This is a genomic window from Nocardiopsis sp. B62 (assembly GCF_018070675.1).
GTDB classification, from domain to species: Bacteria; Actinomycetota; Actinomycetes; order Streptosporangiales; family Streptosporangiaceae; genus Nocardiopsis; species Nocardiopsis prasina.
Map to the genome: position 1 here is coordinate 183,689 of NZ_JAGPXK010000010.1, position 13,962 is coordinate 197,650.

Consider the following 13,962-nt stretch of genomic DNA (forward strand, 5'->3'; position numbering starts at 1 on the left):
GAACCGAGGTTCTTCCATCGTTCACCAACTCTTGGCCGATTCTTCAAACACAGACTGGGAGCATTGACGACATGCGCGATACCTACCATGAGGACCTAGACAGCCTGAGTGAACGCCTCGTCGAGATGACCAGGCTCGCCAGGCACGCCGTCGCGCGGGCCACCACGGCCTTGCTGGACAGTGACCTGAACGCGGCGCAGGAAGTCATCTCGGGTGACGAGGAACTCAACCGCCTCGACCAGGAGATCGAGGACACCGCCTTCAGCCTGATGGCACGGCAGCAGCCGGTCGCCTCGGACCTGCGGACCATCATCACCGCCCTCGCGATGCGCGGTGACCTCGAACGGATGGGCGACCACGCCGTCCACCTCGCGAAGATCGCCCGCCGCCGCCACCCCGACTCGGCGATCCCCAAGCCGGTGCGCTCCATCGTCCTGGAGATGGGACACCAGGCGGAGCTCCTGGTGACCAAGGCCGGCGAGGTGATCACGGAGCGGGACCCCGACACCGCTCTGGAGCTGGACAAGGACGACGACAAGATGGACCGGCTGCGCCGCAAGCTGTTGCAGCGCATCCTCGCGCCGGGCTGGGAGTACGGGGTGGAGGCCACCATGGACGTGACCCTGGTCGGCCGGTTCTACGAACGCTTCGGTGACCACGCGGTGCACGTGGCGGACAACCTGGTCTACATGGTGACGGGCGAGAAGCGTGAGGACTACGAGCCCGAGGCCTGATGACGGGCTCATGACGTGTGGTGCGGTCGGGTCGGCCGGGCCCGGAGATCCGGACGGGTCACGGGTGGGCCGACCCGATCCGAAATCGTGACCTATCTCGCTCCGAGCGCTCGCGGAGGGTGGTCGGGCGGGGGCGAACCCTATCCCGTTCCGGGCCCTGGTCAAGTCGCGCTTCGGCTGGCCAGTGGGGGTGGAGAGCTCTCGGGAGCGCTCCGACCGGGCCGCCGACACTCCTCGGGTACACTTTGTCAAGGCCTAAAATGTGTGGCCTGACCTGCGTGTTCGCAAACCTAATAGGTACGTTAAGTCACAGATTCGTGGTATCCTTGTGGTAGCGGAAGGGGTACCTGTCACATGGCTTTCAAGGTCGGCGACACTGTTGTCTACCCCCATCATGGGGCTGCTCGTATTGAAGCGATCGAGACTCGCACCATTAAGGGCGAGGACAGAACCTACCTCGTTCTGAGGGTTGACAAAGGCGATCTGACGGTGCGTGTGCCGGCCGCGAACGCCGAGGATGTCGGCGTTCGTGACGTGGTGGGGCAGGAGGGCCTGGACAAGGTCTTCGAGGTGCTGCGCGCACCTCACACCGAAGAGCCCACCAACTGGTCCAGGCGCTACAAGGCGAACCTGGAGAAGTTGGCGTCCGGCGACGTCAACAAGGTCGCCGAGGTCGTTCGGGACCTGTGGCGCCGGGACAAGGAGCGCGGGCTGTCCGCGGGCGAGAAGAGGATGCTGGCCAAGGCCCGGCAGATTCTCGTGAGCGAACTCGCACTCGCGGAAAAGACCAACGAGGACAAGGCGGAAGCCCTCCTCGACGAGGTTCTGACGAACTGATACTCGCGGAATCACGTATTTCATGACGAAAATGCCTCGGGTGGGCGTCGGAACCGACGTCCACCCGTTTTCTCCTGGACGGACACTTTTTCTCGCCGGTTTGGAATGGCCTGGTGAGGATGGTGTCAGCGGCCATTCCGACGGTGATGTCGCCGCCCACGCGGCGTGCGACGCGCTGCTGTCCGCCTGCGGGCTCGGCGACCTCGGTTCGAACTACGGCACTTCCGATCCCCGGTGGAAGGGCGCCTCGGGGGCCGCTCTGCTCACCGAGACCGTGGCACGCGTGCACGCGGCCGGATTCGAGATCGGCAACGTGGCCGTCCAGATCATCAGCAACCGACCCAAGTTCGCTCCCCGGCGCGACGAGGCGGAGAAGACCCTCTCCGAGGTCGTGGGTGCGCCGGTGAGCCTGTCGGCCACCACCACCGACGGTCTGGGCCTCACCGGCCGGGGCGAGGGCATCGCCGCCGTCGCCACGGCGGTCTGCGCCCCCAGGGACTGACACACGCATACGAGGGCGGCCCCGCCAGGAGCGGGGCCGCCCTCGTATGCGTGAGGGCCTTGAGCGCGCCCGAACAGCCTTCGCGCACAGGCGTCCGACGAGCGTGCGCCAGTGGGTCAGCGCAGGGCGGTGAGGCGTTCGGGTCCCGGGGCGGTGGTCTCGTGCACCGGGCTGCGGAGAGGCCCTCCCCTGTGCCGTGCGGGCGGAGTCGGTCCGCGAGGCGGTGCCCGGTCAGGGGCCGGAAAGGGTCTCTCTCCGTCGTTGTGGGGGCGGTATCCGGTCCGTGACGCACTGCCTGGTCAGAGGACCGAAATCCGTCGTTTTCACTCGCACGAGAGCGCGCGAGCCGGGGTTGTCCACAGGTGTCCGCAGGGGCCTGGTGAACCCTGGCCTGCGCGCGTAGCGTCGATCTCGGGGGATCCTCGTCTCCCGCCGGTTTCGTGCTGCGCTCGCGGGCGTGGCCCGCTTCGGTGCACCTTCCTGAAGCCGGGCACGGGCAGGCCCTCGTCTCCCGCCTGCCTCGTGCTGTGCTCGCGGGCGTGGCCCGCTTCGGTGCACCTTCCTGAAGCCGGGCACGGGCAGGCCCTCCTCTCCTGCCCACCTCGTGCTGTGCTCGCGGGCACGGCCCCGGGTGAGCGGCGCGTGGTTCCCCGCTCGGGCTGGCCTGTTGCCCTCACAGGCACGTCCCCGGCCGCTCCCTTCTCTGGCCCCGGGCCGCACGGTGGCCCTCGTCTCCCGCCTGCCTCGTGCTGTGCTCGCAGAGGCGGCCCTGGTGGATCGGCGCGTGGTTTCCCCCGATCGGGGTCGTGCGCTGCGGCACGGCACCCCCTGGTCGGCCCCACCGACCCGGTCCGGACGGACGTCGGCCCCCGAACCAGGGGCTCCGGGGCCGACGACCGCGTCCGTGTCCTGAGAGGGTCAGTGCCCCCTGGGCTCAGTGATCCTCCGGCGGCAGCGGCTCGCTACGGACGCGCCGGGAGGGCGGCCCGGACGCGAAGTCCGGCATGGGCGGGCGCTTCGGCTTCAGGACCATCGGCCGCTTCTCCACCGGCCTCCAAGGGCGGGCGCCGGAGCCGGGGGAGCGCTCCGTCTCCGGTTCGGCCTCGGACTCCCGTCGCACCTCCGGTTCGGGCTCGGGCTCGTCGTAGGGCAGGGGCTCGGGCTCGGGCAGCGGTTCCGGCTCGGGAAGTGGCTCGGGCTCCGGCTCCGGTCGGGCCGCGCCGGGCGGCACCGAACCCATCCGGAAGGCGGCGCGCACCGACGGGCCGGTGTCGTGGTCCAGAGCCGGGGTCGAACCCTCCTCGGCGCCGGTCGCGCGCCCGACCAGGGGAGCGGGTTCTGCGGGGGTGTCGTCCTCGGGCGGGGTCCACACCGGAGGCACGTAGTCGGCCAGGTGCGAGGCGGGCGTGTCCTCGGACGGCGGCTCCCACAGGGGCGAACCGGAGTGATCGTTCGCGAACGCGGGCTCCGTGTCCGGCGTCTGCGCCGTCACACCGGGCAGGTCCTCGACCTCTGGCAGGGGGCCGGAGCCGGTCTCCCCCTCGGGCCACAGCTCCACGGTGCTCGCATCCCGGGCAGCCTTCGGGACGTCACCGCTCTCGGATTCCGTGCCCGTTCCCGGTGTGGTGGCCGTGGCCGTCTCGGCGACGACCGGCTTGGGCTCGGCGACGACCGGCTCCGGCTCGGCGCGGACCGGTTCCGGCTCGGGGACCACCGGCACGGGGATCGGGGCCTCCGCCTCGTCCGTGCTGGGGTCGGCCACCGGGGAGTCGTGCTCGAAACCCTCGTCGAAGTGCTCGGAGGACTCGGCGAGATCATGGTCGGAGCCCGTGCCGAGGTCCTGGGTGTCCCGGGGGCTGAAGCCCGTGGCGGCGTGCTCGGACTCGGCTTCCGGGGAGGAGGCCTGCGAGGGGACCACCGGCGGGTCCGTGGCCGCCCGCTTGATCGGGTTGTCGCCGTCGCGGGCCCGGCGCGGGAGCGGCAGCGTGGGCACGGAGGCCTCCGCTGGTTCCTCGGGCCCCGCCACGGACGCGATCGGTTCGGTCGGGGCGTCCGCGTCCGCCTCGGAGGGCTCGTCGACGTCACGGTCGTGGCCCACGGAACCGGCCTCGATCACGACCACGTTCGAGCTCTCGCGTTCGGCGCGCTCTCGTTCCTCCCGTTCCGCGCGCTGTTCCTCCTGCTCGCGTTCGTCGCGTTCGGCGCGCTCCTTCTCCTCCTGCTCCGCGCGATCACGGCGCAGGGTGGAGATGCGAGAGGGCAGCGTGACCGTCCGGGAGGCGTCGTCGTCGGACTCCTCCTGCTCGTCCGCGTCGTCGCCTGTGTCGTCGGCGCCCAACCGCAGCAGCCGCGTCTTGAGCGCCTCCGTCCTGCGGTCGTCTCGGACCGGAGCCTCGTCCGGTCTGGGGCGCCCGCGCAGCACGGTCGTGCGGTCGTCGGAGGGATTGGCTCGCGGGCGTCCGTTGGCGTTGCGCCTGCGGACGTGCGCGCGCACGGTGATCCACAGCAGGAACGCCACCAGCAGGGCGGCCAGTGGGGCGACCGCCACCACCACCTGCACGATCCCCTCGTGGTTCGCCGCGATGCGGTCCACCAGGTTCATGCTGTGCAGCACCATCGGCACCGCGGCGGCGAGGATCAGCAGTGGGATGAGGACGACGTCCACCCAGAGCCGCTCACCCGGCGGCGCCGCGCGCAGGACGTAGCTCACCCAGAAGGCCATGAGGACCAGCAGGGTGAAGGTCACCGGGAAGACGTGCGCGAGGAAGCCGCCCTCGTCGTGCACGATCAGGGCGAATCGGTAGATGCCGTTGTAGGCGATGACTAGGGCGCACAGGGCGATGACACTGACGAACACGGCGCCACCGACGAGAGCACCGGCTCCCGCGCCGCGACCCGCGGTCCGACCGTTCCGTGTCCCTGTCTCGGGGGCGTTGTTGAAAGGGGCCATCGTCACCGAAGCGTAGTCCAGGCGGTGCCGCGAACACGAGATTCCGGCCGATTCCGGCTGCTTCCCGACGCCGGTGCCCAAGAGTGCCGCGCGGCGCACCGTCGCGGTTGACGGAGCGTGCCGGGCGATCCCCCCTCGGAACGGGGTCGGAACGCCGGGTCGTCCCACATGTGAGCGGCCCGGATACGGCTCGCCCCATATGAGTTCTCCGGGCTGTCCGGAGTGGACCGGACCCCGTCTCGATCAGGACCCCGTACCGAACCGTGGTGCTTATTGGTTTGTGATGCCCAGGCCAGGGGAGAACGGATAGTCTTGACAACGTGAGTCTGCGCTTCTACGACACCAGTGCCCGACAGGTCCGAGACTTCACCCCGATTCGTGAGGGGTGTGCCTCCCTGTACCTGTGTGGTGCCACCGTGCAGGCACCTCCCCACATCGGCCACATCCGGTCCGGAGTCAACTTCGACATCCTGCGCCGCTGGCTGATCCACCTCGGCTACCAGGTCACGTTCTGCCGCAACGTCACCGACATCGACGACAAGATCATCCGGGTCGCCGCCGAGGAGGGTGTCCCGTGGTGGCAGGTGAGCGAGCGCAACCAGCGCGCCTTCACCTGGGCCTACGACACCCTGGGCTGCCTGCCGCCCACCGTCGAGCCGCGCGCCACCGGCCACGTGCCGGAGATGATCGAGCTCATGCGCCGTCTCATCGACGCCGGGCACGCCTACGCCGCAGACGACGGATCGGGCGACGTCTACTTCGACGTGCGCTCGCACCCCGCATACGGGGAGCTGTCCAACCAGCGCTTGGACCAGGTCGTGGAGTCCTCCGACTCCGACCCGGACCGCGACAAGCGGGACCCGCGCGACTTCGCCCTGTGGAAGGGCGCCAAGCCGGGCGAGCCCAGTTGGGACACCCCATGGGGACGCGGCCGCCCCGGCTGGCACCTGGAGTGCTCCGCCATGGCCACCAAGTACATGGGCCCCAGCTTCGACATCCACGGCGGCGGGATCGACCTGATCTTCCCGCACCACGAGAACGAGCAGGCGCAGTCGCGCGCCGCCGGTGACGGCTTCGCCCAGTACTGGCTGCACAACGGCATGCTCGCCATCGGCGGCGAGAAGATGGCCAAGTCCCTGGGCAACTCCATGAGGGTCCCGGACATGGTCCAGAAGGTCCGCCCGGTGGAGCTGCGCTACTACCTCGGCCAGGCCCACTACCGGTCCACCATCGACTACTCCGACACCGCGCTCCAGGAGGCCGCCGCCGCCTACCAGCGGATCGAGGGTTTCCTCACCCGCGCCGTGGAGGTGCTGGGCACGGTCGACCCGGCCGCGGACGTCCCGTCCGAGTTCACCGAGGCGCTCAACGACGATCTGGGTGTGTCCCAGGGGTTGGCGATCGTGCACGGCCACGTGCGCGAGGGCAACACGGCGCTCGCCTCCGGTGACAAGGAGCGGGTGCAGGGACTCGCCGCCGAGCTGCGCACCATGCTCTCGGTACTCGGTCTGGACCCGCTGAGCGAGCAGTGGTCCGGCGGCGGCGACCAGGGGCTGACCGAGGTCGTGGACGCCCTCGTGGCCGTCGCGCTCGAACAGCGCCAGGCCGCGCGCGGACGCAAGGACTTCGCGGCCGCCGACGCCATCCGCGATCAGTTGACGGAGGCCGGTGTGGTGGTGGAGGACACCCCGCAGGGTCCCCGTTGGGACCTGCGCAGGGGCTGACCGCCGACGCGTGTGGTACCGGGACGGCACTAGGCTGGGAGTTTGCCGCCGCCCCTCGGCGCCGCGGCTACCCCATCGGCCGGAAGAGTTCTTCCGGCATGCCCGCGACACGTAACTGGAGGCGGCGACCATGCCGGCGAAGAAGAGCAAGAAGGGCCCCACGAAGGGCAGCGGCGGCAAGGGTCGGCGTTCCCTGGAGGCCAAGAGCGGCACCCTGCCCGCGGAGCAGCGGCACTGGTACGACGGCAAGCAGCGGAACAAGGCCGACAAGCGCGCCACGCAGACCGGCGGCCCGGCGGGCTCGGACAGCCCCCGCAAGGAGCGCTCGCCGAACCGTCCGGACAACTCCGACCTGCTGATCGGTCGTAACCCGGTGGTCGAGGCGCTGCGTGCGGGCATGCCCGCCACGCGCCTGTTCCTGGCCAACAGCCTGGACCCCGACGACCGGGTCAACGAGGCCGCCAAGCTCGCGGGCGCCCAGGGCGTGGACGTGGTGGAGGTCAACCGCACCGACCTGGACCGCCGCTGTGAGAGCAACGGTCTGCCCGGCGCCACCCACCAGGGCATCGTCCTCCAGGTCCGCCCGTACCAGTACTGGGCGGCCGAGGGGCTGCTCGACAGGGCGCTGGCCTCGGACACCCCGCCGCTGATCGTCGCCCTGGACGGGGTCACCGACCCGCACAACCTGGGCGCCATCGCGCGTTCGGCCGCGGCCTTCGGCGCGCACGGCCTGCTCATCCCGGAGCGGCGCACGGCCAGCGTGACCATGTCCGCGTGGAAGACCTCCGCGGGAACCCTGGCGAAGCTGCCGGTGGCCCAGGCCACCAACCTGACCCGGGCCCTGGAGATCTACAAGAAGGCGGGGCTGTTCGTCGCCGGTCTGGACGCCGGTGGTGACACCCAGCTGCCCGAGCTGGAACTGGCCAACGGTCCGCTGGTGATCGTCGTGGGCTCCGAGGGCAAGGGCCTGTCCCGCCTGGTCCGCGAGGTCTGCGACGTGGTCGCGAGCATCCCGATCAGCGGCGCCGAGTCCCTGAACGCCTCCGTGGCCGCCGGGGTCTCCCTCTACGAGGTCGCCCGCCGTCGCGGAGCCGAGGCCAGCTAGGCCCCGGTGCCGAGTAGGCCACTCGGCGCCGGACCCGGTACCATACAGCTTGGACGTACCGGGGCCAGGCGCCCCGGCGGTCGGCCGACGTAGCTCAATTGGCAGAGCAATCGCCTTGTAAGCGATAGGTTAGGGGTTCAAGTCCCCTCGTCGGCTCTCATGCTTCCTCAAGGCCCGGTCACCCGACCGGGCCTTGAGTCTTTCCGGTGGCTTCGGGCTGGAGATGGGCCGTGTCGACCGAGGAGAATGGCCGCTATGGCCACTTTGCGCATCCGCGTCCGCGACGTCACCCCCGACCAGCACTCCGCGTTGATCCAGCTCCTGCGTGACTCCCTGATCCGGCAGGACCAGATCACCGTCGAGAGCACCGGAAATCCCTCGGGCCCCATGCTCTGGACCACCCTCGTTCTGCTCGCGGGCACCATCGCGATGCTCCTGGCGTGGATCTGGGGCGGCGAGTGGAGATGGGGCGTCACCGCGATCATCCCCGCCCTCATCAGCGTGGTCACCTTCGGCATGTCCGTCTCCAGGGACGGCTCGTGAGGGCCCGGTCGGTTCCCGGGCTTGACCCTGTTCCAGGAACACAGTGTCTGCTTGGCCCCGACGTGCTGGTCGAACCGAAGGGGTGGAAGTGGAACATCGTCGACGAGGGGGAAGGCTGGTCCGGGTCGGGGCCGGTGCACTGGCGCTGACGGGGGTCCTGGCGGGCTGTTCGTCGGAGGAGGCGGAGGGCGGCTCCGGGGCCCTGGACGCCTTCCACGAGCAGGAACTCAGCTGGGAGGGGTGCGCCGACTACCCGGACACGGCCGGGGAGGCGGCCCTCCTGGAGCTGGCACCGGGCTCCGAATGCGCCCGCATGGACGTGCCGCTCGACTACGAGGACCCCGAGGGCGAACTGGCCTCGGTGGCCGTGCTGCGGGTGCCCGCCCGGGGCGAGTCCATGGGTTCGCTGGTCTACAACCCCGGCGGTCCGGGTGGTTCCGGTGTCGTGGGCGCGGCCCTGGCCTTCGCGGGGTTGGCGGAGAGCGAGATCACCGAGCGGTTCGACCTCGTCGGGTTCGACCCGCGCGGTGTCGGCGCCACCAGCCCCGCGGTGGACTGCTACACCGATGAGGAGGCCGACACCGGCGTCGTGCCGATGGGGTCGCAGGGCACCACCGTGAGCTTCACCGAGGACGACACCCGGGAGATCATGGAGCGGTGCGCCGAGGGGAGCGGTGGGGTCGAGGTCCTGGAACACCTGGGAACCCGGGACACCGCACGCGACATGGACGTGCTCCGGGCCGTCCTGGGCGAGGAGGAACTGACCTACTTCGGGCAGAGCTACGGCACCCGGCTGGGGGCCGTCTACGCCGAGCAGTTCCCCGACCGGGTGCGCGCGATGGTGCTCGACGGGGCGATGAGCCCGTTGGAGGGCAGCTTCGAGCGGCGGGTCAACGCCTACGCCGGGTTCCAGGGAGCGTTCGACGAGATGGCCGCGGCGTGCGCGGCTGAGACGGACTGCCCGCTGGGCACCGATCCCGAGCGGGCGACCGAGCGGTTCCAGGAGATCGTGCGGCCGCTGCGAGAGGAGCCCGTGCCCGCGCTGGGCGCCGAACTGGACTTCGACGGGGCGGTCGGAGGCGTGATCTCCGGGCTGTACTCCCCGCAGAGCTGGCCGCGGATCATCGACGGCATCGCCGAGGTCGAGGAGGGGCGGGGTGACACCCTGATGCAGCTCATCTACGACTTCGGCCTGCGCGGGCCCGACGGGCGGTGGCCGAACTCGTTGGAGGCCAACCACGCGATCAACTGCATGGACGAGGAGCGCCTGACCCCCGAGCAGGGCGGTGAGCTGCGGGAGGCGACCTACGCCCAGGCCCCGTTCATGGACCCCGGTGTGGATGTGACGGACGGCGCCCGTGACGGGTGCGAGGCCTGGCCCGTCGAGCCGGAACTCGGGTTCCCCCACGCGGAGGACATCGAGGGCCTGCCCGACACGCTGGTGGTGTCGATCACCGGCGACCCGAGCACCCCGCACGCGGGCGGGATCGAGCTCGCGGACACCCTCGGGAGCGCGCTGCTCACCGTCGAGGGTGAGGGGCACGGGATCGTCTCCCTCGGGTCCAACGAGTGCGTGGACGAGGCCGCCGCCAGGTACCTGATCGACCTGGAGGTGCCGGAGAAGGGGGCGACCTGCACGCTCTGATGCGGTACACCGGAGTGTGAGAGGGGTGTCCATGGGGTGGAGTACGAGTGAGCTGGCCGAGATGGCGGGCACGACGGTGAACACCATCCGCCACTACCACCGGGTCGGCCTGCTCGACCAGCCCGAACGACGCGGCAACGGATACAAGCAGTACCAGGCACGGCACCTGGCACGGGTCCTCCAGATCCGCCGGTTGCGCGAGATGGGCGTTCCGTTGGCGCGGGTGGACCGGATGGGGGACAGCCCGGCCGACTCCAAGGACGCCCTCCGCGCGCTCGACGCCGAACTCGCCGCCGGGATCGAGCGTCTGCGACGCGCGAGGCAGGAGGTGGCGGCGCTGCTGCGAGAGGGCACGCCCACCGACGTCCCGGCCGGGTTCGAGGGCGTCGCCGAACGGCTGAGCGACGCCGACCGGGCGGTCATCGCGATCTCCAGCCGCTTCTACGACGAGCGTGCGGTGGAGGACCTCCGGACCATGATCGACGCGGAGCCGACCGACCTCGACCACGAGATGAACACCCTGCCGCCGGACGCCAGCGCGGACACGCGCCAGCGTCTGGCGGAGCGGGTCGCGGTGATCCTGGAGGAGCACCGGAGGAACCACCCCTGGTTGAGCGACCCGGGTTCGCGGCTGACAATGCCCCGGGCCGTGGTCGATAAGGCCGCGATGATGTCCGTGACCGACCTCTACAACGAGGCGCAGCAGGACGTCATGCGCCGGGCCCTCCTGATCCTGGAGGGGGAACCCGAGTAGGGGCGGGACGCGTGCGCCCCGCCCCCGTCGGTCAGCCGAGTTCCTTGATCTGCACGTCGCGGAACCACACGTCGGAACCGGTGTGGTGGTTCTGGAAGCCGATCCGGCCGGTCAGGTCGCGGTCGGGGTCCGCTCCCTCACTGTCGAAGTCGTTGATCAGCGTCCCGTTGAGGTACACCCTCACCCGGTCGCCCTCGACGACGATCTCGTAGGTGTTCCACTCCCCGGGCGGGTTGAGGGCCTCGTCGCGGGCCTCGATGTCGGCGCCCTGGAAGTTGTAGATGGCGCCGGTGGTGAGGTGGGGCTCGTCGGTGGCGTCGATCTGCACCTCGAAGCCCCGGTTGCGGGCGGCGGGGTCGCCCTGCGGGTCGTTGACACCGAGGTGGACGCCCGAGTTGTCGTCCCCGCCCATCTTCCAGTCCAGGCTCAGGCTGTAGTCGGTGAACTCCTCCGGATAGCTGGTGAAGCCCAGGCCGCCGATGGAGCGCATCGTGCAGTCGCCCTGGGAGACGAAGTCGCCGGGGCCGGACATCTCCCAGTCGGCCAGGCTCTCGGGGGTTCCGTCGAACAGCATCCGGTAGCCCTCGTCGGGTTCGGCCGGGGTGCAGGGCTCGTGCTGGACGCGCAGGTGGTCCCAGTTCACGTGCCGGTCGTCGTCCTCACCGGCGGTGACCGTGACGGTGTTGTTCCCCTCCTGGAGGTCGAGCTGCTCGACGTGGTCGGCCCAGGCCTGCCAGACCTCGGTGGTCTCGACGGTGATCTGTCCCAGGTCCTCGCCGTTGACGTCCAGCGAGATGGTCTTGGGCCCGACGAACGGGTTGGGGCCGCTGGAGTAGCGGAAGGTCACCGGATACGTTCCGGCCTCGTCGACGTCGACGTCCCAGGTCAGGGAGGCGCCGATGTTGCTGAACCCGTCCACGAACCCCTCACCCGTGTGGTGCGGGTGCTCGTTGGTGATGCCCGCTCCGCCGCGCAGCGTGCCGTCCTCGGCCTCGTACATGCCGATCTCGTTGGGCGGAGCCTCGTAGCCGGGGATGTTGTGGACGGTGTACCAGGCCTCGGTGCTCCACAGCTCGGTGCCGTCGGCCGACTCGAAGGGGCGGGGCGAGCGGACGTGCACCACGCGGTCCTCACGCAGACCGCCGATGTCCAGGCTGACCGTGTGCCCGTCGTCGGAGACCGAGGCGCCGGTGACGGGGAGGGTCTCCTGGTTGCGCTTGGGCCCGCCGTACTGCGAGGTCGGGTTGTACGACCACTGGGCCACGTCGTAGCGCTCCGCGGCGTTGGCGACCACGTCGTCGGAGACCGGCTTGGTGTAGGTGATGTCGAACCCGCTCCCGGTGACCTCCATGGACAGGATGTCCATGGCGTCCTCGGAGGTGGGGGTCAGCTTCTGGAGGCCGTAGGGGAGCTTGCCGGGCTGCTCCCAGTTGCCGCCGCCACCGATGCCGCCGACGTAGAAGTCGCCGTCCGGGCCGAGCGCCAGGCGGCTGACCCCGGACTCCAGTCCCTGGGTCATCCGGAACACCGCGCCCTGCTTCCGGCCGTCGACCTCCTCCAGGAAGGCTCGCTGGATCCCGCCGTAGGTGACGTCGCCGAACACCATCTGCCCCTCGAACACCCCGGACTCCACCAGCACCGGGTTGGTGGGCGAGTTGGAGATCTCGTTGTGCGGGAGCCACAGGACGGGCTGCGTGACCGGCTGGTCGTCGAAGGGCCCCGCCGGGGTCGTGTAGTGGTTGTAGAACGCGCCCTCCTCGATCTCGACGATCTTCGAGGCGGGTAGCCAGTCGCCCTGGTTGTCGGCGACGAGGATCTCCCCCTCGGCGCCCCAGCCGATGCCGTTGGGGGTGCGCAGGCCACCGGCGACGTACTCGACCTCGCCGGTCTCCTTGTCCACGCTGATCGAGGTGCCCCGGTTCTCCACGTGCTGGGGGATCGTGGTCTTGCCGCCGGGGGTGATGGCCACCGACAGGTTGAGGTAGTAGTTCTCGTCGTCGGCCAGGAGCCCGAAGCCGAACTCGTGGTAGGTGCCGCCGCTCGGCCAGGTGGCGATCTGCTCGGTGTCCTCGTAGACGCCGTCGCCGTCGGCGTCGACCAACCGGCTGAGCTGGTGCTTCTCCGCGACGATGACCTCGCCGTCCTCCACCAGCACGCCCTGGGGTTCGTTCATGTCGGTCGCGACGACCCGCGTGGTGATGTCCTCGGGGTCGGCGTCCTCACCGACGGTCCCCTCGACGATCTCCACGGCGCCGTCGAAGCTCTCCCGGCCGGCCCAGGTGGTGATGACCATCCGGCCGTCCTCGAACCAGTCCATGCCGGTGACGGTGGGCTCGAAGCCCTCCGGCCGCAGGTCGCTCACGGTGTAGTTCGGGTGCACTCCGGCGAGCGGGGCTCCGTCGCCGGGGCTCATGTCGGCGTCCGAACACCGCTTCACTCCGGGCGAGGTCACCCGGGTCACGTCGGAGTCGGTGGTGAGCACGTCCTCGGGGACGAGCGCGAAGCCGTCCTGACCGGGCGGGCTCCACTCCAGCCGCAGCGCCTTGTCGAAGGCCCCTTGGAAGTAGTCGATACGCAGGGCGTGCGCGCCCTCGGTGAGCTCGGCCGTCCCGTCGACGGCGGTCGGCGGCTGGCGCTGGTCGTTCTCGATGATCTCCTCGCCGTCGAGGTACAGGCGCGAGCCGTCGTCGCTGATCAGGCGGAAGTCGTAGGTCCCGTCCTCGGGGACGTGCAGGTTCGCGATCACGTGCGCCATGAAGTTGTTGGCGATGCCGCCGAACTCCTCCGTGGTCTCGTAGTCGACGGTCTCGCGCAGGACGTCGACGTTGGGGGTCTGCCCCTCGACCAGGGTGCAGATCTGTTCGGGCTCGAAGCCGACGTCGAAGACCCGGAGGGTGACCCCGGGCTCCTGCGGAGGTAGGTCGGAGGGGAAGGCCAGCGCCGGGGCGGCCGGGAGGAAGGCCCCGGCGACCAGGGCGAACCCCAGGGTCGTCGCCAGGGAGCGGCGTGGTCTCAGGAACATGAACAGACTCCCTCGTGCGGGTCGGGTGAGTGCTGAACTCGGTGTGGCCTCGGGCGGGGGAGGGGCCCGCGGGCACGGCGGGGCAGGGCGAAGTGCGCGGGCAAGGGCGCGCCTGCCTGACGGTCGGGGGATGACGGGAGGGGTGG

10 protein-coding genes and 1 tRNA gene are annotated in these 13,962 nt (G+C 70.2%); 9 read left to right on the forward strand and 2 right to left on the reverse strand.

The genetic code is table 11. From position 1 onward, the window contains the following. The first annotated feature begins 71 nt into the window (after nucleotides 1-71). The 3 genes from phoU (at nucleotide 72) to ispF (ending at nucleotide 2,073) form a co-directional block, all read left to right on the forward strand. Complete coding sequence (gene phoU, locus KBX21_RS13755) at nucleotides 72-734, forward strand: phosphate signaling complex protein PhoU (RefSeq protein WP_026129183.1); 663 nt, start codon at nucleotides 72-74, stop codon at nucleotides 732-734. 354 nt (nucleotides 735-1,088) lie between these two features. Continuing rightward, on the forward strand, nucleotides 1,089-1,571 hold the full coding sequence (locus KBX21_RS13760; protein WP_026129182.1) for a CarD family transcriptional regulator: 483 nt from the start codon (nucleotides 1,089-1,091) through the stop codon (nucleotides 1,569-1,571). A 31-nt stretch (nucleotides 1,572-1,602) separates the two neighbouring features. Continuing rightward, a complete protein-coding gene (gene ispF / locus KBX21_RS13765) occupies nucleotides 1,603-2,073 on the forward strand; it encodes a 2-C-methyl-D-erythritol 2,4-cyclodiphosphate synthase (protein WP_193374227.1) in 471 nt (156 codons plus the stop codon). A 934-nt stretch (nucleotides 2,074-3,007) separates the two neighbouring features. Here the strand turns inward: ispF and KBX21_RS13770 are convergent. Beyond that, entirely contained in the window at nucleotides 3,008-4,930 is a 1,923-nt protein-coding gene (locus KBX21_RS13770) for a DUF2637 domain-containing protein (RefSeq protein ID WP_307869210.1), read from the reverse strand. Nucleotides 4,931-5,343: 413 nt separating this feature from the next. Here KBX21_RS13770 and cysS point away from each other — a divergent pair, with 413 nt between their 5' ends. From cysS to KBX21_RS13800, 6 genes are all read left to right on the forward strand, one after another. Beyond that, nucleotides 5,344-6,747 carry a cysteine--tRNA ligase gene (gene cysS / locus KBX21_RS13775; protein ID WP_210842133.1) on the forward strand — a complete coding sequence of 468 codons (1,404 nt, stop codon included), beginning with the start codon at nucleotides 5,344-5,346 and terminating at the stop codon, nucleotides 6,745-6,747. A gap of 130 nt (nucleotides 6,748-6,877) precedes the next feature. Next, a complete protein-coding gene (gene rlmB, locus KBX21_RS13780; protein WP_049577621.1) occupies nucleotides 6,878-7,852 on the forward strand; it encodes a 23S rRNA (guanosine(2251)-2'-O)-methyltransferase RlmB in 975 nt (324 codons plus the stop codon). 83 nt (nucleotides 7,853-7,935) lie between these two features. After that, nucleotides 7,936-8,008: transfer RNA gene (locus tag KBX21_RS13785), tRNA-Thr, on the forward strand. Between the two features lie 99 nt (nucleotides 8,009-8,107). After that, complete coding sequence (locus KBX21_RS13790; RefSeq protein WP_210842134.1) at nucleotides 8,108-8,395, forward strand: hypothetical protein; 288 nt, start codon at nucleotides 8,108-8,110, stop codon at nucleotides 8,393-8,395. Nucleotides 8,396-8,483: 88 nt separating this feature from the next. Further along, nucleotides 8,484-10,040 carry an alpha/beta hydrolase gene (locus tag KBX21_RS13795; RefSeq protein WP_210842135.1) on the forward strand — a complete coding sequence of 519 codons (1,557 nt, stop codon included), beginning with the start codon at nucleotides 8,484-8,486 and terminating at the stop codon, nucleotides 10,038-10,040. A 31-nt stretch (nucleotides 10,041-10,071) separates the two neighbouring features. Next, complete coding sequence (locus KBX21_RS13800) at nucleotides 10,072-10,794, forward strand: MerR family transcriptional regulator (RefSeq protein WP_210842136.1); 723 nt, start codon at nucleotides 10,072-10,074, stop codon at nucleotides 10,792-10,794. Nucleotides 10,795-10,825: 31 nt separating this feature from the next. Here KBX21_RS13800 and KBX21_RS13805 read toward each other — a convergent pair whose 3' ends face one another. Continuing rightward, entirely contained in the window at nucleotides 10,826-13,816 is a 2,991-nt protein-coding gene (locus KBX21_RS13805; RefSeq protein WP_210842137.1) for a family 16 glycoside hydrolase, read from the reverse strand. Nucleotides 13,817-13,962: the final 146 nt, after the last annotated feature.